Source organism: Burkholderia aenigmatica, from assembly GCF_902499175.1.
GTDB lineage: Bacteria > Pseudomonadota > Gammaproteobacteria > Burkholderiales > Burkholderiaceae > Burkholderia > Burkholderia aenigmatica.
Genome location: NZ_CABVQC010000025.1, coordinates 90,705 through 106,303, shown reverse-complemented (window position 1 = coordinate 106,303; position 15,599 = coordinate 90,705). Strand labels below are relative to the sequence as shown.

The following is a 15,599-nucleotide window of genomic DNA, read 5'->3' as shown; positions in this document are numbered from 1 at the left end:
CATTCGACACGGTATAGCCGTGCGTTTCCACTGCCTGCTGCCATTCGTCGTCGGTGATCGCAATCGCGCTCACCCCACTCGGAACCGGGCTGATGATGCTGTCGTAGAACCCGATGATCGGCCCCGGATCTGTATCATATGCCGCATATTTCTGACCCGACAATTTCTGATCCATACAAATTTCTCCCGGTTACCAACCGATCGCCTGCCAACCCACGATAACGCCGGATTGCCACACGTTGTTCAGCAGCGCATTCACGGAAAATTGGCTGTTGTTGTTTGCGCCGATGCCGATCGTCTTCCCTCCGTTGCCGCCAGTGGCCGGCGTACCATTGTCATTTCCGTTCAACACGAAACATGCATTCGGGAAGGCGATCGGGAAGTTGAAGGTGTTCCCCGTCTCCGAGGCATTCGTTACCGTCACGACGCCCCACTGACGGATCATTCCGCTTGGGAGCCTCTCCCAGCCATTCGGACTGCCGTTGGCCGCAAACAGCGACGAACGTTTGAGGGACGCTGTACCACCGACGACGTTGAAATATTGGCCGTTCGACCAGGCAACCTCGATGGAATCACCGGGGCCGATAACTTCGCTGGCTCGCGCCCAGTTCTGCCAGACGTCGCCGGCATATGCGCTGACGGTGAGATTCGCGAGGCTACCGTTGTAGATAAAAAAGCGCGCACTCGGCCCCTGAATCGTTGCACCTTGGGGAAGCGTCACGACGCCAGCGTTCGATCCGAAGAAATAGATCAGGTCTCCAGACTGAGACGCCACCAGCTGTTGGGCCGTAGCGCTGAACGGAAAGAAGCTCCCGTAGTTCCCCAGTGCTCCCCACACAAACGCCGTCGACGCCGCATTGCTGCTCGAATCACCGTTCGATGGCGTTGCGACCGCAAAGAGTTGACCGGCATTGCCACCAGCAGGAGCCGTCGCGGCAAGGAGATTGTTCAACAGCGTAGCTGTCGTTCCGTCGTCGATCGCGGGCTGCCCAGTGCGAGCAACGATGAACTGCGCGAGCACCGCCGACATGATGCTGCTCTGCCGCCATACCTTGTTCAGGGCAGCAGATTGGGCGGTCCCGGCTTGAAAGCCCGTTCCGAGGGCCGTCATCGAGGCATAGGCGGCCTGGGACAAGACGTTTGCACCCGCCCCAACCGCGAAGGCAAGGAAGTCGTTTTCGACTGACATTCGAACTCCGGGATATGTTACGCCGCCGAGCGAGGATCGGCGGCCAAGGAAGGTGGTTAAGCGAGGACTGAACTGTCGAGCGCGAACGTGTAATCAAGCTCGTTCGGAAGAGCGAGGGCCGATACGCCCCATGAACCTGAGTCGAAGCCCGCAATGAGGTTGTTGCTCACATCGAAGCCGAACAACGGGGTGTTCTTCACGGACGTCACGACATAGTTGACGTGCACGGCCTCAGGCTTGATCGACAACAGCCCATTGTTCAGCAGCGCGATATAGAGCGCAGTCGGCTGTGCACCTGCGATGCCGATCGTGATCGACATGTCACAGTTGTCCTGGATGAAAACGAGCGATCCGGGCGGTGCCAGCGCGTCGAGGATCGCCTGCGCTCCCGCCGGTGTACCGTCCCAATGGTTGGCAGCGATCTTCGTGCGCAGGACCGAGAGATACGTCTGGTCATCGAGCGACGTGAGGCCGGTATCGGGATCGTATGGACCTTTCCATACACCCTGATCAAATCCGAGCCCGTCGACGTCGAACGAGAAGTAGACGCCAGACAGCGGCGTCGCGACCTCTCGACTCCGACCGATCCACTGGCCCAGAACGTCGAGCTGCACGCCGACGGCGGCATCGAGATCGAATGCGGCCGGGACGCCTTGCAACACGTTGATCTGGTCGACAACCGGTTGCATCAGCGCCGCTACGACCGCCATATAGCGCGGCTGCGGCTGATGCTCCGACGTGATCAGTTGCGAGTAGTCGTCGAGCGTAGCCATATCAACCCGTGGTGATCGTCACCTGAGACGGCGTGCATACCGCCTGCTCATTGAACAGCAATGACACGTCCGGTGCGCCGGCGCCGCGCGGTCCCGTCAGCACCAGGTTCTTGATCTTGAAGGTGCTGGATCCCGGAACGGATTTCGCCGCGGTGATACACGAATCCCATTCAACGCACTGCGCAGCACCGCCACCGATCGCAACGCTGTTGATGTAGTCGGAGATGGCTTGCTGCATGGCCTGTCCGATGGAGTTCGTATAGCCGGGCAGAACGCTGATCGTCACCACGGCATTGATTCCGGCGTCGGTTGGACGATAGAAATTGATCGTGACCGGGATGCCCTTGCTGCTGACCACAACGATGCTGGTGGTCCCGTTGGTTCCGCTGCCAGGCGTCTTCTTCACTGCGATCGCGTTGGCGATCGCTGTCGCATCCCCTCCTTCAACCACAAGGGCGATCGAGTGAGGCAGCAGCCCATTCGCATCAGTGAGCGACGTGTCGTTTTCGTACGCCGCATATTTCGAGACGCCGGGAAGGTTCGCTACTGCGCCGACGATCCCGTCGAGCACTGTCTGCGATGGAAGTGCGGTCGACACGGACTGGCGCTGGCGCAGCGCCGGATCTTTCTCGACCGGCGCCCCTGCCGCCGCGTCAGCCGGATTCGATACGGTCTGCCAGCCACGCGTCGGCGTGCCGATCTGGTTGATCGTGCCGGCGAGCGCTGCGATCGCGCCGATCGTCGTGCACGTCGCCGTGACCGTGATCTCGCCGGCTGGCGGAATCGTGACCGTGGCCGGGAGCGCCCACTGGTAGTTGTTGCCGTCCTTCGCGATCCCGTTTGAGATCGTCGTCCCCGCCTGCCCGACCAGCAACAGATCCGCGCTCGAGTACGAAGCGACCTGCCGCGCGATGCCATTGATCTTCACGTTGCTCGACAGTCCGGCGCCGACGGCTTTCGACGGGCTGAACGAGTTGTAGACGCCGATGCAGACCGAGTTCACATCTGCAATCGCCTGAGCAAACACGGCCAGAAGCTGGCCGTCTTGGCTGTCCGGATCGATATAGACATCGGTCCCGTAGATCGCCTGGTACTTCGCCTGGAGGTACGCGTAGATGTCCGCGTAGGTCGGCGCGGTGATGCCGTTCGCGTCGATGGTCGGCGCGACAGTGGTGAGCGTCGTCGTCACAGGGTGGTCTCGATGGTGGTGGTGCCGTAGAGCGTCGTGATCGTCGCCGTGACGGTCAGCTTGCGGGTGGTACTGTCGAGCGAGCTCGCGTACGCGGTGATCTCGGTAACGCCGGTTGTGCCGAGGATGCACGCGCGGATCGCCGCGTCCGCGGTGCCCTGCGTGTTCTTTCCGATCACGGCCGGCCAATCCATGCCGGCCGTCGTGTCGAGGAACCACTCACCACGAATCAGCCGCAGGCGCGTAATGACCGCCTGCGCGACGGCGTCCGGCGTGTTCACGAGGAAGTCGTTCGCCGACCCGCCGAAGACGTAGTCGCCGTCAGCGTCGAGTTTTCGGTAGCGCATGGGATTCTCAGTTGACGGTGCCGCTGTTACCCGGGCCCGGCTGGACGCCGTTGTGCGTGTGCGTGTCGTCGATTCGCTTCCCGTTGGCGGTCAGCGTGCCGATGAAGTTGATCGTGCCGGTGATCACCGCGGCCGCGCCGCTCACGGCGCTCCCGATCATCCCGCCGAGGAACGAAAACAGCCCCTGCACGATCACGGCACCGCTGAATCCTGACTGCGGCGAGTTCACGGTCAGCGACGTCGCGGCAGTCAGCACCTGTGTCGGCGCGACCACCTCAAAGCCGCCGGGCGCGACGATCCTCACCTTCTTGGTGCTCGGGTTCAGGTCGAAGAACGTCGATCCGTCGTCGCTGCGCAGCTGTGCCGACGTCGCGCTGACGCCAGCGAGCGCGCGCGGGCGCGAGCGGAAGCCGAGCAGAGCGAATCCGTCTGACAGGTCATGCATGCGTAGGGCGGCCTGCTCCTGCACGCCGCCCGACTGCCACCAGGCGTCGACGCTGCGCGACGCGAACACGAGCAGGCATTCGTCGCCCGGAGCCACCGGAAAGGTCAGCGTACAATTCCCGCCAGACGGGAACTGCACCGGGCAGTCGACGACCGGCGGCAGTGCTGCGGTCGTGACCGTGCCATCATTGGCACGCACCGGGATCTTGATTGCCGGCTGCACGACGCACGTCAGCGCGACGTCATCGAACGACTCGATCACGCCGGGCAGCGCTGTCCACATGCCGACCTGCCAACCGCGAAGCGCCGCGCGTAGCGACGCCAGCTCGTCGTCGACTCGCTCTTTTCTATCCATCGGGGAATAAGAATGAAAAAGCTTTTGTACATGCTCGCGCTGATATCGCCCTTCGCGGCAGCCGGAGACCTGTCGATCGATCAGGGAAAGATCTTGATCAACGATCTCATCGCAGCTCAACAGACGTGCAACAAAGCACGTATCGACGATTTCGAGAGCCAGAAGTCGTGCGAAACAGCACAAAATCTAGAATCCCAGTTGTTCGCGGGCGGATGGTGTTTTATCGACAGCAAGAACACATACAACCCATGTGGCCCAGATTCGGCGCGGCTCATGAGTTTTCGGAAAGGCGGAAAGTCATCGCAAAAGGCCGAAATGATATTCAGTTATACAGCCAACCAATATCACATCGGTCAAACCGTCCCGACATCGGCCCTGCTCTACACGTACTATCCAAACAGAAGTTGCCAGCTCCCGCTAGAAAAGGCGAAGAGCATGCGATATATGGAGCGCAAAGTTCCGGGGCTAGGAACCTATTCTGGTTGCTATTGGCGAACGATCGACAACAAGGTCGTATCTCTATTCCTGTTTCGTGGCCAGACGCAATACGACACCTTCCCAGATTTCTCGATCATCACGCTCAGCTTGTCTCCAGACGGCTCAGAAGCATTGGTAACCGGACACCTGATGACAAAGCAAAAATTGCGGGAAATAACCGAATCGAATTAACCGTACGGGTTAATTACTCCCAGCTTCGCCGGGGCCGGCGCAGCAATACCGCTGGCCTTGGTCGTCAAATCCAGACCGGGAGTTGCATCGACCGACAGGCAAACCACCTCGTTGTACCAGTCATTCCCGCGAGTATCGCCCCAGAATTCATTCGTCATTACGTAGTAAAAGCCGTCGCCGTTGATCTTTCCATTGATCTGATTTTGCAGGGCAATGGCGCCGTTGTCCTTCTGTTGAGGAACGCTCAAGCCGAACTCATACCGCTGGATGCTCGAGTTGTCGAGCTGGATCAGGCGACCGATCTTCACCCCAGGGTTGAGCAGCATGCGCACGGTGATGCCGTTCTGCGTCTGCTCCGGCAGCCCGACCATGCCCGATCGCGCGTTGATGACAGGGATCTCGCCGGGCACGTACGACGTCTCGGGTACGATCTGCAACTGGCCGTCCTGAATCGACCAGAGCGTCTGCGTCGACCGCGCGACCGTTTCGAGATGATCGCGTGCCATGCCGAACAGTACCTGCCCGCGCGGCATCGGGTTCGACGGAAGGTCCACGATATAGCCGGCTGTTACGCCGAACTTCCCCATCGCCTTCAGGCACGCGTTGACGACATCGGCATGCGTCGAGCCGGCCGCGAGAGTCGTGTTGACCACTGCGAAGTTGTACGCCATGTCGCCGTCGGCAGCTGTGATATCGATGTAGGTGTCGGTCGGGCTTTCGCGCCCACGCCGCACCTGGACGATGGAACCGTCAAAGATGATGCCGTAACTCCCCTCGTAGCCAGCCTGAAGCACGATACGCGTGAACTCGGTACTCTCGGCGCTTTGGGCCGTATCGTCCGACACGTTGTAGACGCGTGCACGCAGCGAGTTCGGGGTCTGCGTGTCGCCGCGCTTGACGTTGAACACGATACGCAGCGCCGACAGATCCAGGGCATCGCCTGAATCGGGGCCGATGATAAGGGAGACCTTGCGGCCGAATTGCGTGGTCATGAATCTGTCGCCCAAAAAACGTGTGAGCCGACACCTAGGTCATCAAACGTCGGCACATTGTCTGGATCGTCCGCGCCCTGCACCCAGAGGCGCCCGCCGAAGCCGAGATACCCGTACTGGCCCAGTAGATCCACTCCCGTGACAAGCGGGATGCCGCTGACCAAGGCGTTGCCGCTCGCGTCTGCGATATCGAGTATCCAGCCGGTACCGCCAGCATCGCGATACTGCAGCGTGAGCTGGTACACAACGCCGCTGAGCGTGATCGTGAAGGTCTGCGGATCAGGCGTCAGCGGGATTTCATAGAAGATCGCCATCACATACTCGTCGGAGGAACAGAGCCGCCCGGCGCCGGTGTCGCCGGCACGGCCGACTTCGCACCAGCGTTTTCCGTCTCAGCGGTGGCGGCCGGGTTTGCCTGGTTCGCGCGCGGCGGCAGCTTCGTCGCCTGCGTGCTCACGATGATGACCTGCTTCAGCGACGCCGTGAGCATGAGCGCCGACCCGGACTTCTGGTCGGTGACGACCGAGATTCCGGTGATCAACATGTTCGAGTACTTCCGGCGCGTCGACACGACATCGATCGGCTTGCGCACGCTTTGGATCTGCAGCAGTTGGCTGTAGACCGCGTCGACGTACGTGCCGGTCGCCATCGTGTTCGCGCCGGTGTCATCGAACGACACGACGGCCGCACCGAGGAGCGCCTCGTAGTCGGCGTTGCTCCATCCGCACTTCATCAGGATCTCGCGCGGCCGCATGAACGCGTGATCGTTCACCGGCGCGCCGGTTTCTACCGGATGCTCGGTGACGACTACCTCGTCGCTGTACACCTCTTCGATCGCGGCTGCGATCGTCACGGTCCCGATCTTCTTGCTGCCGACCAGCGTGACGTCGAGGATGTCGGAAAGCGTGCTCACGTCAGCGCCCCTTTCATGTTCCGCACCGTGGCGTCGGCGACGCCCTTCTGCTCGCGCGCTACCGACCGCGCGGTCGCATCAGGATCGCTGGATCCGCTCACCTGGATCTTGACGTCCTGGTTGATCTCGACCCGGTTCGACGCGCCGCTCTGGCCGGCGGCCGGTGCGAGCCAGTCGGGATTCTGCAGCGCGTTCGACATGATCTTCTTGAGCTTCGTGCCGTAGTTGCGGTCCTCCGCGTACACGCCGGTCAGCGCGTCAGCAAACGAAAACGCATTGCCCATCACCTTCCGGGCGTTCGCATACGGTTTGCCCTTCGCCAACAGCTGCGCGTGCGCATCGAACGCTTCCTCGAGCGTCTTGAACCGGCGAAACTTCGCCTGATATGGCGTGCCGTCGGCGCGGTGGTCGAGGCCCCACACGAAGTCCTGACCCGCGGTCGCCTGAATGCTGAACGGATTGTTGCTGCGCTTCGACAGGCCACTGCTACCGAACCCGCTTTCGAGCGCCCACTGCGCGAACGTGACCAGCCACGGCACACCGTATTTGCGCTCCGACTCCTTCGCGGCCGCGATCGCCGCGCGCACGCGGTCGAGGAAGCCAGGCGCGGCCAGTTTGCTGCCGCCGGCAGCAGCCGGCGCACCAGGTGCCGGGGCCGCTGCCGGCGGCAGCGTCGACGTGTCGGCGCCCGGCTGACCGTCAATCGTCGGCCCGAGGGCCTGGCGCCGGCGTAATTCTTCTTGCTCGCCGCTGTTCAGGTCTTCGCTGTGCAGCAGCAACCCCAGACCGCCAGCGAGCCGCGCGGCAAACGGCAGCAGGCGGCCGAGCAACCCGCCGGCGCCCGCCGCCGCGCCGGCAGTCGATGCGGCCGCCGTAGCGGCTCCCATCGCGCGCAGCGCCGCGACCATCTTCCAGATGCCACCGATGATCTGGAAGCCACCCAGCACCCTGAAGATGCCGACCATGAACAGCAGTTTCGTCGACCAACCGTCCGTCGCCTTGTCCAGCTCGAGGAACTGGTCGGCGAGCCACTTCAGCGGCGGCCCCATGGCGGCTGCCGCGTTGACGAAGGCGCTCGCGATGTCGCCGATCCGGCGCGCGATTTCCTCACCGTGCTCGTCCATCCACTTCTGGAAGTGATCGAGCTGCGGCCCGATCTTCTGCAGCATCACGCCTTCGATGCGGATACCGAGGTTCTCGAACGTCGTCCCGATCTCGCGCAGCCGCACCATGAACTGATGCGAATCGTCGGCCGCCTTGTCGAGGCCGGTCGTCGCCGACATCTCGCGATACTGCTTCAGGAACTTCTCGAAGTCCCCGTTGCGCATCGCGAGCATCAGGTTCTCGTCGATCCCGAAGATGTTCGCGTACTGCGCCGCGCGATACGTCGGCATCTTGGCGAGCGCGCCGCCGAGATCCGACATGATGTCGACCGTGTCGCGCAGCTCGCCGTTGGCGTTGCGCGTCTGCACGCCCAGCGTGCCGAGATAGCTTTCGCCTGCCGGGTTGTTGCGCAGGAAGCGCGCGAGATTCTCGATCGTGCCGAACGCAGCCTCGGTCGATACGCCAAGGTTGCGCGCGGCGAAGTCGAACGCGCGCAGGCTCGTCGCCGCGGCGCCGGTGCGCTGCGACACGAAATACAGGCGCTCGAGCTTCGACGCGAACGCGGACACGCCCGCACCGAGCGTGAGCGCGGCGCCGGAGATCGTGGTGATCAGGCGCGTGACGCCCTTCGTTGCCCCCTCGACGCCTTCCGTGAAGTTCTTCAGGCCCTTCTCGTCGACCTTGAAGCCGAGAGCGACCAGGAACTCGCGGATGACGACCGATTCAGCCATTTTCTCTTTCCTGTCTGCGGCGCCAAGCCGCTTCGTTGTCTGCCCGGACGGTGAGTGAATCGTTCATCAGAGCGACGTCGGCCAGGTCAAGCGTCCCGTCCTTCAACGACTCGAACCGGCACATCTGCGCGTGCACCGGCGCGAGCAGCCAGTCCTCGCCGCCGGGCAGCGACTTCAACCAGCCGTAGTCGCCGCCGGGCTGCTCGCTTGGCTGGTAAGCAGCCCGTTGATAAAAGGGCCGAGGTTCTCGACTACGACGCGCACGACCAGCGGCAGCATGGACCCCATGTCCATATCGTCGAACAGCGACGTCTTATGGGCAGCCGACCAGACCTTCGCCCAGCCGTTCTGATGCTGGCGTTCGACCACCGACAGGCATGTCCCGAAGACATACTCGGCATCTTCGTCCTTCAGCCCGGCGAGCGCATCGGCGAATGGCTGCAGCACCGGCGCGATCGAATCTACGAGGCCGAGCACGTCTCGCTGCTCGGCGGCCGACGCATCCTCTCCAACCGCGAGCGCACCGAGTGCCGCGTTCGCGGCAGCGTTGCGCGAGCGCTCGATCTCCGCATAGAACTTCATCAGCACCGGGATCATGGACGGTATGATCGGCGCGATGCGGCGGCTCACATGGAACTGCTGCATCGCGTTCAGCTTGCCGATCTGGTACCGCTTACCGCTCAGTTCGATTTCCGTCGCCATGGTCAGTACGTCCCGAGCAGGCTGTCGATCTTGATCGAGTCGAAGATCCACTCGACGATGTCGCCGTCCTTCGCGTAGCGCAGGTCCGGCGCCTTCTTGAATGCGCAGCTGCGCGCCGTAATGACGTCGCCGGCGGCCGTCTGTGAGACCTCGATCAGGTTCTTGCCCCACAACGCGCTCGACAGCGACTGCGCGTCGTACATCGCCATCAGCTTGGCGTTGATGGGGGCCGTCTTCAGGTAACGCAGCGTCACCTGGCCGGACTTGTCGGCGTGCAGGCTGTGCATGCCCTCGCCGTCGGAACCGATGGTCATCGTGTTCTTGTCGCCGGCGCGCGTGATCACGATGCCCTCTTCGGCCGTGGCTTCGCCGTAGCCGAGCGAGAACACGCCCGTCGGCCCGACGATCGTCGCGGTGACGTCCACAAAGCTGTAGGTGCTCATGGTAGTTTTCTTCCTTTACCGGTTGACGGTGAGCGCGATGTCGACGTCGCCGATCGCGCCCGCCTCCTTCGCCGCGACCTGGAACGACACGGACTTGCGCGCCTCGCGGTCCGCCTGCGATTGCGACGAGATCGGCGGTGCGTACACGTAGTAGCCCTTCGACAGCGTCTGCCCCTGCACGATGGCGCCAAAGCCGGCCGAGTTCCAGACGCCCGGCGCGAGGTAGCCGTTCGTCACGGCCTGGTCGCACACCGACGAGATCGCGCCGGCGATCAGCGCGTTGCCAGCGTCCGTCTGCGGGATCTTCGTGGGGCTCTGGTACTGCAGGTTGTAGACCGCCGTCTGGACCGCATTCTTGAACCAGATTGCGTTGTAGATCGAGTCGACGAAGATGCCGCTCGGCGTGACGCCGTACTGCACGATCGCGGTGCTGTTCTGGTACGCCGCGAAGACGTTGCAGTTCTTCGCCTGCAGCGCATTGGCCTGCGACGTCGACAGCGTTTCCGCGACGATGCCGGGCTCCTGCTTGTAGTCCATCGTGATCGTCGTGCTGTTGCCGTTGAAATCGACGGTCAGCAGACGGCCGAGGAACGAGCTGATCGCATACGGGCTCGCGCTCGAGTACTGGATCACCGAGTACTGGTAGTTGAGCGCCTTCAGGCGGCTGGCCAGATCGGTCGTCACGGTCGGATCCAGCGTCTGCGGGTTCTGGGTCGTGATCCCGTAGATGTGCGCCTGGTCGGCCTCGATCATCGCCGCGACCGCGACGTGCTGGTCGTCCGTCACGGCCGTGTCCGCGAACTCGATCCCGAGGAACTTGCTCGCGAAGCGGTCGAGGAAGATCGCCACTGCGGCCGTCGGCGGCTCGGCCGCGATGCCGTTCACCGGTGCCGACGCGAGAGTGCTCGTCAGGCCCAGCATCGCCGAAACATCGGTGCCGGAGCCAGGCGCGGTCGCGTAGCTGACCGTCGACGCCGCGACACCGCCGGCGAGCGTGCCGCCCGACAACGTGATCCCGCTGCTCGACTTCGCCAGCGTGATCGCGTTTCCAGCGTTGCCGACCGCGATCGCGGTCACCGTCGTGACGGCTCCGGTCGTCGAGTAGCTGCACTGGGACAGGTTCGCGTCCGTCGAAGCGGCGAGGAACGCCTGCAGGTTGGCCGCCGTGGCCGCCGCGTTGGCGCCGATCAGCACCTGACTGCCAGTCGGGGCCGACGCGACGAACGTCACGGCCGTGCCGTTGATGGTGACCGTGTCGTTCGCCGCGGGATTCGCCGTCAGCGTGATCGTGCCGCTCGCGGCCGCGCCGATCCCGCTCGACTTGCTCGTCACCTGGAACTGGCTGCCGGTCCACACGACCGTCGCATACGATGCGAGCGCCGCCTGCACGATCGAGGCCACGCCGTTCAGGTTCGAGGCCGCCGAGAAGTTGAGCGCGGACACGTTGCGCGCAGTGCCGTCGATCGTGATGTTGAACGCGCCGTTCGTGATCGCTTGCCACTGCGCGAGCGCTTGCTGTGCCGTCGACAGCACGCCGCCGCGCAGCGAACCGGACGTCGCAGTCTTAGCCCAGCGGCCGATGCACACGCTTTGAGGCTTCGGCGTCTGGCCGAAGTACAGCGCGGCAGCGAGGTATTCCGGCGCCGCGGTGCCGTAGTCGGCGGCCACATCGGTGATCCCGGCATATGGGCGCATCCGCTCGTTCGTGTCGATTACCGTCGATGCGCCCAGAATGAGCGCGGTGTTCAGGTTCGTGCCCTGCGCCGCGAGCGCCGCGAGGCTGAGCGTCACGTTGATGCGGCGCGATACCGGCAGTCCGTTGGACATGCTGATCCCCTACAGGTTGACGTTTATGGTGGATGTGACCGGCGGCGACGCGTCTGTCGTCGTCGACGCCTGCACGGACTTCAGGTTCAGGACCGCGTAGGTGCGCGTGACCTTGCGGCGCAGCTTCACGGACATGTCGTACCGCCGCACCCATTGCTGATTGACCAGGTCCGGTGCTGCGCGGATCTCGGAAACGCCTACGAACGCCATGTCGAGCGTCTGGAGCTGTTCGCGGTTCTGCGGGAGCGAGAGACCGTCGGCGAGCCGCTGCGCGTAGCCCTTGGCCTGCGGGCCATAGAACGTGCAGAGCACGTCGAGATCCTGATGGCGGATGTACGTGTCGCTGCCCTCATTCGCGCCGCTGTGCACGATCGCCGGGCTCGCGTCAGGTGTCTGCGTCTGGATCCCGAAGGCGCACCAGTTGACGCTGGGCTCGGGCTGTTTCGCGACGACCGGCTGCCAGCGCGGCCGCACGAGATCCGGTGACAGCGCCGTGATGCCCGCGACCAGGTCGTGCACCAGGTCATCGAGGGCATCGTCCTCGTCCGGCGGCGTATCGACGGCTGGCGCCAGGTATCCGCCGGTCGAGCTATCGGTCATGGGGTCATCCTGAGAGGGGTTTCAGGTCGCACGTCGCGCAGACGAAGCCGCGGCCGAAGTGCGAGTAGTCGTTCACGTTGACGACGGTGTAGGTGCGGCCAGCCCAGACGATCTCGTCCGCGTCCTGCCCGGCGCTGCCGTCGGACAACCGGAACATCGTGTGCAGCGTGATCGAGCCGATGATCCGGCTGCCATCGGCGTTCCGGTGCAGGATGTCGCCCTTGTCGCTCGTCACGACGGCGGCAAAGGTGGCCGTGGTCGGCGTGTTGTGCCCGCGACCTTTTCCGTCCGTGACCTGCGTCATGCGATTGCAGACGAGGCCGGTATCCATGAAATCGGGATCGAGCAGGACGTCGGTAACGTCGAGGAAAGCCATGCGCTACCCCTTCTTGCGGATCACATACGTGATCGAATTGCGGTACTGGCCAGTGTCGACCAGCGTGTTCTCGCGCGTGACGCCGCGCCGGCGCCGCGCTTCGAGCGTCGATTCAGCGAGTTGCGGAGCGATGTTGCTGTTGACCTTTGCGCGCACGGAGTTCTGCGCGGCGATGCCGGCCATGTTGAGCCGGCGCTGGACCTGTTCGAGGTCGCCGTCGAGCGCCGCTTCGACGCCCTTCTGCAGCTGCGGCTCGAACTTCGGCCGCGCGTCCTGCACGCCAGGCACGAGGTGCGGGCGCGCGGGGATGTTGTTCGCTGGGGATCCAGTCTCCTGGATGTATCCGATCTCAGCGTTGCTGAGCGGCTCGCCGTCGTCCTTGCGGCCTGCCGTGCTGTCGGGCACGCCGACGAGCACTTCCTGCTTCACGAGACCGGCGATCGACTTCAGCACCTCGTCGAGGCGGTCGATTTTCATGCTGCCCATGGGACTCTCCCGACAGGCAGCGGCGGCGCTACAGCTGCATGCCGCCCGCGCCCATCATCATCGCGAGGCTGAGATAGCGGATTCCGTACATGGTGCTGTTCCAGAATCCACCGTCCTTGATGGCGACGGCCGCCGTGTCGTAGCTGGCGCTGACCTTGTCGACCGACTTCGCCGACTGCGGCCCGGTCACCTGCCCGGGCACCGCGCCGACGGCTGCCGCATTCTGGTCGCGCATCGACAGCGCAACGTGGTGAGCGGTACAGAGCCCGACGCCGATATCGGTCAGCTCCTGCCAGCGCTCCGGATTCACGAGCGACACGGACACGGTCAGCCAGATCTGGATGACCGCATCGGGGTACAGCGTCGAATTCGAGAATTCGGGGAACGTCTGGCGGAACTGAGCGATGTCCACGGGTCACCTTCGGTTGGAGATGGCGGGCGCGCCGAAAGCGCCCCGCCTGCGGCCATTATGCCTGCTTGCCGCCTTGCTTCTGGCTGCCGCTCGCCTTCTGCGACGAAGCCTCGGCGGCTGCCGCCTGGGCTGCCTCGAACGCTGCGACGTTCGATGCGTGTTCCAGCTCGCGCGCGGCAATCGAGCCCTCCCGCGCGTCGAGCTCGGCGGCACGCGCGTCGATGCCCTTAGACATCGCATCGAGCTCGGCACGCTGCTCGGCCAGCCGGCCGCCCTCGGCTTCGAGCTCGGCGCGCGCCGCCGCGAGCGCAGCGGACGTGTCGCTGCCGGCCGCCGCCGGCGCGTCGCCCGGATCGCCGAGGTGGTGCTTCACGTACCAGTTTTCCGCGACGGCCTCGTCGACCGTGTGCATGCCGACGTGGAAGTCGGTGTGCTTGCCGTCGGCACCGAGCAGCTTGAACGCCTTCGCAACGTAGATTTTCGTCTTCGCCATGATGCCCCCTTACACGCCGTCGCGGTAGCCGATGGTTTCCGGATACACGACTTCGACGACACCGAGCCGGCCGAAGTACGTCGTCAGATGGCGGATGTCGCGGTACTCGAGCGGCGTGCGCTGCAGCGGAACGAGCGGGAACCGCACGCGGTTCTTGTCCTTCGTGTACGCGACCATGCGGTTCGTGTTGCTCGCCCCGCGGCTCGTGAGCCACTTCGACGGGTAGATCTCGAGCGGACGGCCGTTGATGGCGTTCGACAGCGAGTTGTTCTTCAGGAACTGCAGGATGCTGATGTTGCCCGCGCTGCTCACGATTTCCGAGTTCAGGCGCGAGAAGTTCAGCGGGTCGATCAGCAGGCGCTCCGGGCACACCGCGTATGCCGAGGCCGCCCACACGCTGTTGAGCAGCTCGTTCACGTCCGCGAGCATCTGCGCCGGCGTCGCGCTGCCCCAGCTACCCGTGATCGCATTGCTGGTGTTGGTCACCGACGCCGCGTTCACCAGCCCCGTCACGCCGAGGATCGGATCGCCGATGTACACCTGCTCGTCGACGTCCATGTTGTGCTTCAGCTGCATGCCCTCGAACTTCTGCTGGTCGACCGGCCGGCCGAGCTTCTGTGCGGATTCGAGTTCCGGGATCGTCCAGCCGATCTGCATGCCCCAGAGGGTCAGCGGGTTCGGCGTCTTGCCGATGTCCAGCGACAGGCCGGCGATCGCGCTCGCATCCTTGCCGATCCACGACTTGCCGTTCGGCGACGCGCCGCCGGCGGCCGCGAACGTCGAGTTCGTGAACGACGACACCTCGTCGGCGATCGACACGTCCTCGCGGAGGTCGATGTCGCGCGACCAGGTGACCGACGCGAGCGGCATGTGCAGCGTCTGGTCGAGCCGTTCCAGCTCGCCGACGAGGAACGAGCCGGTGCTGTCGATCGTCGCCGCGTCGAAGGTCATCAGCGCGTCGCGCGTGCGTGCGCGGATGATCGCCGGCGCGCCGACGATGGCGATGCCCGCCGCGCGGGCGAGCAGCGATTTGTTGTGAGTCGTCATGTCGGCTCCCTTAGATGTTGTAGGCGATTTCGACGTTGCCGGCGGCATCGGCTGCCGCCATGAACGTCGCGCCGGCGATGGCGATCGTGTTGGTACTATCGGCCGCCGCCTCGATGCCGCCGATCGGCTTGCCGGCGGCGGCGGCCGCGACGCGCACGTAGACCTGGCCGTTCAGCGCGGCGACGCCGGCGTTCAGCTGGACGGTCATATAGCCGCGACGCATCACGTCGGCCGGACCGCTGGTCGGCGGCGTCGACGTGCCGACGGGGTCCTGCGAGCTCTGCGTCGGGAAAGGGCGCACGAGCAGGCCGTAGACGGCCGTGGCGACGTCACCCGCTCCGATCGGTACGAACTTGCCGTTCGCGATCTTGCCGAACAGGCCGTATGCCGAGAACGGCTTCGTCGAATCGAAGAAACCGGTTTCGACGGTGGCCTGCGACTGCCGGCTGATGTCGCCGGGGATGCCCGAAGGCATGCGAAACAGAATTGCGTTGCCCATGTGGCACT

General features: G+C 64.0%; 21 protein-coding genes. 1 reads left to right on the top strand and 20 read right to left on the bottom strand.

The window, feature by feature from the left end:
- Window positions 1–190 precede the first annotated feature (190 nt).
- From BDO18943_RS19535 to BDO18943_RS19515, 5 genes are read right to left on the bottom strand one after another with little or no spacing between them, the layout of a single operon-like run.
- Complete coding sequence (locus tag BDO18943_RS19535; RefSeq protein WP_175023668.1) at window positions 191–1,189, bottom strand: gp53-like domain-containing protein; 999 nt, start codon at window positions 1,187–1,189, stop codon at window positions 191–193.
- 56 nt (window positions 1,190–1,245) lie between these two features.
- Complete coding sequence (locus tag BDO18943_RS19530) at window positions 1,246–1,962, bottom strand: DUF2612 domain-containing protein (RefSeq protein ID WP_175023667.1); 717 nt, start codon at window positions 1,960–1,962, stop codon at window positions 1,246–1,248.
- A gap of 1 nt (window position 1,963) precedes the next feature.
- Complete coding sequence (locus tag BDO18943_RS19525) at window positions 1,964–3,151, bottom strand: baseplate J/gp47 family protein (protein WP_175023666.1); 1,188 nt, start codon at window positions 3,149–3,151, stop codon at window positions 1,964–1,966.
- The gene (locus BDO18943_RS19520) at window positions 3,148–3,498 is read right to left on the bottom strand and encodes a hypothetical protein (protein WP_175023665.1); all 351 of its coding nucleotides are present in this window, start codon (window positions 3,496–3,498) and stop codon (window positions 3,148–3,150) included. The genes BDO18943_RS19525 and BDO18943_RS19520 overlap by 4 nt, the downstream gene beginning before the upstream one ends.
- 7 nt (window positions 3,499–3,505) lie before the next feature.
- Window positions 3,506–4,297 carry a Gp138 family membrane-puncturing spike protein gene (locus BDO18943_RS19515; RefSeq protein ID WP_175023664.1) on the bottom strand — a complete coding sequence of 264 codons (792 nt, stop codon included), beginning with the start codon at window positions 4,295–4,297 and terminating at the stop codon, window positions 3,506–3,508.
- 12 nt (window positions 4,298–4,309) lie between these two features.
- On the opposite strand from BDO18943_RS19515, the gene BDO18943_RS19510 reads away from it, so the two are divergent.
- On the top strand, window positions 4,310–4,966 hold the full coding sequence (locus tag BDO18943_RS19510) for a hypothetical protein (RefSeq protein WP_175023663.1): 657 nt from the start codon (window positions 4,310–4,312) through the stop codon (window positions 4,964–4,966).
- On the opposite strand, the gene BDO18943_RS19505 is transcribed toward BDO18943_RS19510, so the two are convergent.
- From BDO18943_RS19505 to BDO18943_RS19435, 15 genes are read right to left on the bottom strand one after another with little or no spacing between them, the layout of a single operon-like run.
- Window positions 4,963–5,958, bottom strand: coding sequence for a phage protein (locus BDO18943_RS19505; RefSeq protein WP_175023662.1), 996 nt, complete (start codon window positions 5,956–5,958; stop codon window positions 4,963–4,965). The two genes, BDO18943_RS19510 and BDO18943_RS19505, sit on opposite strands and share 4 nt — an antisense overlap.
- A complete protein-coding gene (locus tag BDO18943_RS19500; protein ID WP_175023661.1) occupies window positions 5,955–6,272 on the bottom strand; it encodes a phage baseplate plug family protein in 318 nt (105 codons plus the stop codon). The genes BDO18943_RS19505 and BDO18943_RS19500 overlap by 4 nt, the downstream gene beginning before the upstream one ends.
- Entirely contained in the window at window positions 6,272–6,871 is a 600-nt protein-coding gene (locus BDO18943_RS19495) for a phage baseplate protein (RefSeq protein WP_124492657.1), read from the bottom strand. Before BDO18943_RS19495 ends, BDO18943_RS19500 begins: the two co-directional genes overlap by 1 nt.
- Window positions 6,868–8,706, bottom strand: a complete 1,839-nt coding sequence (locus BDO18943_RS19490; RefSeq protein WP_175023660.1) for a glucosaminidase domain-containing protein — start codon at window positions 8,704–8,706, stop codon at window positions 6,868–6,870. The genes BDO18943_RS19495 and BDO18943_RS19490 overlap by 4 nt, the downstream gene beginning before the upstream one ends.
- A complete protein-coding gene (locus BDO18943_RS19485; RefSeq protein WP_034195777.1) occupies window positions 8,699–8,884 on the bottom strand; it encodes a DUF6889 family protein in 186 nt (61 codons plus the stop codon). The genes BDO18943_RS19490 and BDO18943_RS19485 overlap by 8 nt, the downstream gene beginning before the upstream one ends.
- Window positions 8,881–9,408, bottom strand: coding sequence for a phage tail assembly chaperone (locus BDO18943_RS19480; protein ID WP_175023659.1), 528 nt, complete (start codon window positions 9,406–9,408; stop codon window positions 8,881–8,883). Before BDO18943_RS19480 ends, BDO18943_RS19485 begins: the two co-directional genes overlap by 4 nt.
- Window positions 9,409–9,410: 2 nt before the next feature.
- A complete protein-coding gene (locus BDO18943_RS19475) occupies window positions 9,411–9,851 on the bottom strand; it encodes a phage structural protein (protein ID WP_175023658.1) in 441 nt (146 codons plus the stop codon).
- Window positions 9,852–9,866: 15 nt separating this feature from the next.
- Window positions 9,867–11,678 (bottom strand): DUF3383 domain-containing protein, encoded by a 1,812-nt coding sequence (locus BDO18943_RS19470; RefSeq protein ID WP_175023657.1) that lies wholly within the window; start codon window positions 11,676–11,678, stop codon window positions 9,867–9,869.
- A gap of 9 nt (window positions 11,679–11,687) precedes the next feature.
- Window positions 11,688–12,278: a phage neck terminator protein gene (locus tag BDO18943_RS19465; RefSeq protein WP_175023656.1), complete on the bottom strand. Its 591-nt coding sequence runs from the start codon at window positions 12,276–12,278 to the stop codon at window positions 11,688–11,690.
- Window positions 12,279–12,282: 4 nt separating this feature from the next.
- Window positions 12,283–12,654 (bottom strand): hypothetical protein, encoded by a 372-nt coding sequence (locus BDO18943_RS19460; RefSeq protein WP_175023655.1) that lies wholly within the window; start codon window positions 12,652–12,654, stop codon window positions 12,283–12,285.
- 3 nt (window positions 12,655–12,657) lie between these two features.
- Window positions 12,658–13,140: a hypothetical protein gene (locus tag BDO18943_RS19455; RefSeq protein ID WP_175023654.1), complete on the bottom strand. Its 483-nt coding sequence runs from the start codon at window positions 13,138–13,140 to the stop codon at window positions 12,658–12,660.
- Between the two features lie 28 nt (window positions 13,141–13,168).
- A complete protein-coding gene (locus BDO18943_RS19450) occupies window positions 13,169–13,552 on the bottom strand; it encodes a DUF4054 domain-containing protein (RefSeq protein ID WP_175023653.1) in 384 nt (127 codons plus the stop codon).
- Window positions 13,553–13,607: 55 nt separating this feature from the next.
- Window positions 13,608–14,045, bottom strand: a complete 438-nt coding sequence (locus BDO18943_RS19445; RefSeq protein ID WP_175023652.1) for an STY1053 family phage-associated protein — start codon at window positions 14,043–14,045, stop codon at window positions 13,608–13,610.
- 9 nt (window positions 14,046–14,054) lie between these two features.
- Window positions 14,055–15,092, bottom strand: a complete 1,038-nt coding sequence (locus BDO18943_RS19440; RefSeq protein WP_175023651.1) for a DUF2184 domain-containing protein — start codon at window positions 15,090–15,092, stop codon at window positions 14,055–14,057.
- Window positions 15,093–15,102: 10 nt separating this feature from the next.
- Window positions 15,103–15,591 carry a structural cement protein Gp24 gene (locus BDO18943_RS19435; protein ID WP_124492646.1) on the bottom strand — a complete coding sequence of 163 codons (489 nt, stop codon included), beginning with the start codon at window positions 15,589–15,591 and terminating at the stop codon, window positions 15,103–15,105.
- Window positions 15,592–15,599: the final 8 nt, after the last annotated feature.

What these genes read in the sequence shown, in the direction of transcription:
- BDO18943_RS19465 (WP_175023656.1), bottom strand. Translation starts at nt 12,278, where the DNA reads ATGACCGATAGCTCGACCGGCGGATACCTGGCGCCAGCCGTCGATACG.
- BDO18943_RS19470 (WP_175023657.1), bottom strand. Translation starts at nt 11,678, where the DNA reads ATGTCCAACGGACTGCCGGTATCGCGCCGCATCAACGTGACGCTCAGC.
- BDO18943_RS19440 (WP_175023651.1), bottom strand. Translation starts at nt 15,092, where the DNA reads ATGACGACTCACAACAAATCGCTGCTCGCCCGCGCGGCGGGCATCGCC.
- BDO18943_RS19475 (WP_175023658.1), bottom strand. Translation starts at nt 9,851, where the DNA reads ATGAGCACCTACAGCTTTGTGGACGTCACCGCGACGATCGTCGGGCCG.
- BDO18943_RS19455 (WP_175023654.1), bottom strand. Translation starts at nt 13,140, where the DNA reads ATGGGCAGCATGAAAATCGACCGCCTCGACGAGGTGCTGAAGTCGATC.
- BDO18943_RS19480 (WP_175023659.1), bottom strand. Translation starts at nt 9,408, where the DNA reads ATGGCGACGGAAATCGAACTGAGCGGTAAGCGGTACCAGATCGGCAAG.
- BDO18943_RS19530 (WP_175023667.1), bottom strand. Translation starts at nt 1,962, where the DNA reads ATGGCTACGCTCGACGACTACTCGCAACTGATCACGTCGGAGCATCAG.
- BDO18943_RS19510 (WP_175023663.1), top strand. Translation starts at nt 4,310, where the DNA reads ATGAAAAAGCTTTTGTACATGCTCGCGCTGATATCGCCCTTCGCGGCA.
- BDO18943_RS19445 (WP_175023652.1), bottom strand. Translation starts at nt 14,045, where the DNA reads ATGGCGAAGACGAAAATCTACGTTGCGAAGGCGTTCAAGCTGCTCGGT.
- BDO18943_RS19460 (WP_175023655.1), bottom strand. Translation starts at nt 12,654, where the DNA reads ATGGCTTTCCTCGACGTTACCGACGTCCTGCTCGATCCCGATTTCATG.
- BDO18943_RS19535 (WP_175023668.1), bottom strand. Translation starts at nt 1,189, where the DNA reads ATGTCAGTCGAAAACGACTTCCTTGCCTTCGCGGTTGGGGCGGGTGCA.
- BDO18943_RS19435 (WP_124492646.1), bottom strand. Translation starts at nt 15,591, where the DNA reads ATGGGCAACGCAATTCTGTTTCGCATGCCTTCGGGCATCCCCGGCGAC.
- BDO18943_RS19490 (WP_175023660.1), bottom strand. Translation starts at nt 8,706, where the DNA reads ATGGCTGAATCGGTCGTCATCCGCGAGTTCCTGGTCGCTCTCGGCTTC.
- BDO18943_RS19505 (WP_175023662.1), bottom strand. Translation starts at nt 5,958, where the DNA reads ATGACCACGCAATTCGGCCGCAAGGTCTCCCTTATCATCGGCCCCGAT.
- BDO18943_RS19520 (WP_175023665.1), bottom strand. Translation starts at nt 3,498, where the DNA reads ATGCGCTACCGAAAACTCGACGCTGACGGCGACTACGTCTTCGGCGGG.
- BDO18943_RS19515 (WP_175023664.1), bottom strand. Translation starts at nt 4,297, where the DNA reads ATGGATAGAAAAGAGCGAGTCGACGACGAGCTGGCGTCGCTACGCGCG.
- BDO18943_RS19500 (WP_175023661.1), bottom strand. Translation starts at nt 6,272, where the DNA reads ATGGCGATCTTCTATGAAATCCCGCTGACGCCTGATCCGCAGACCTTC.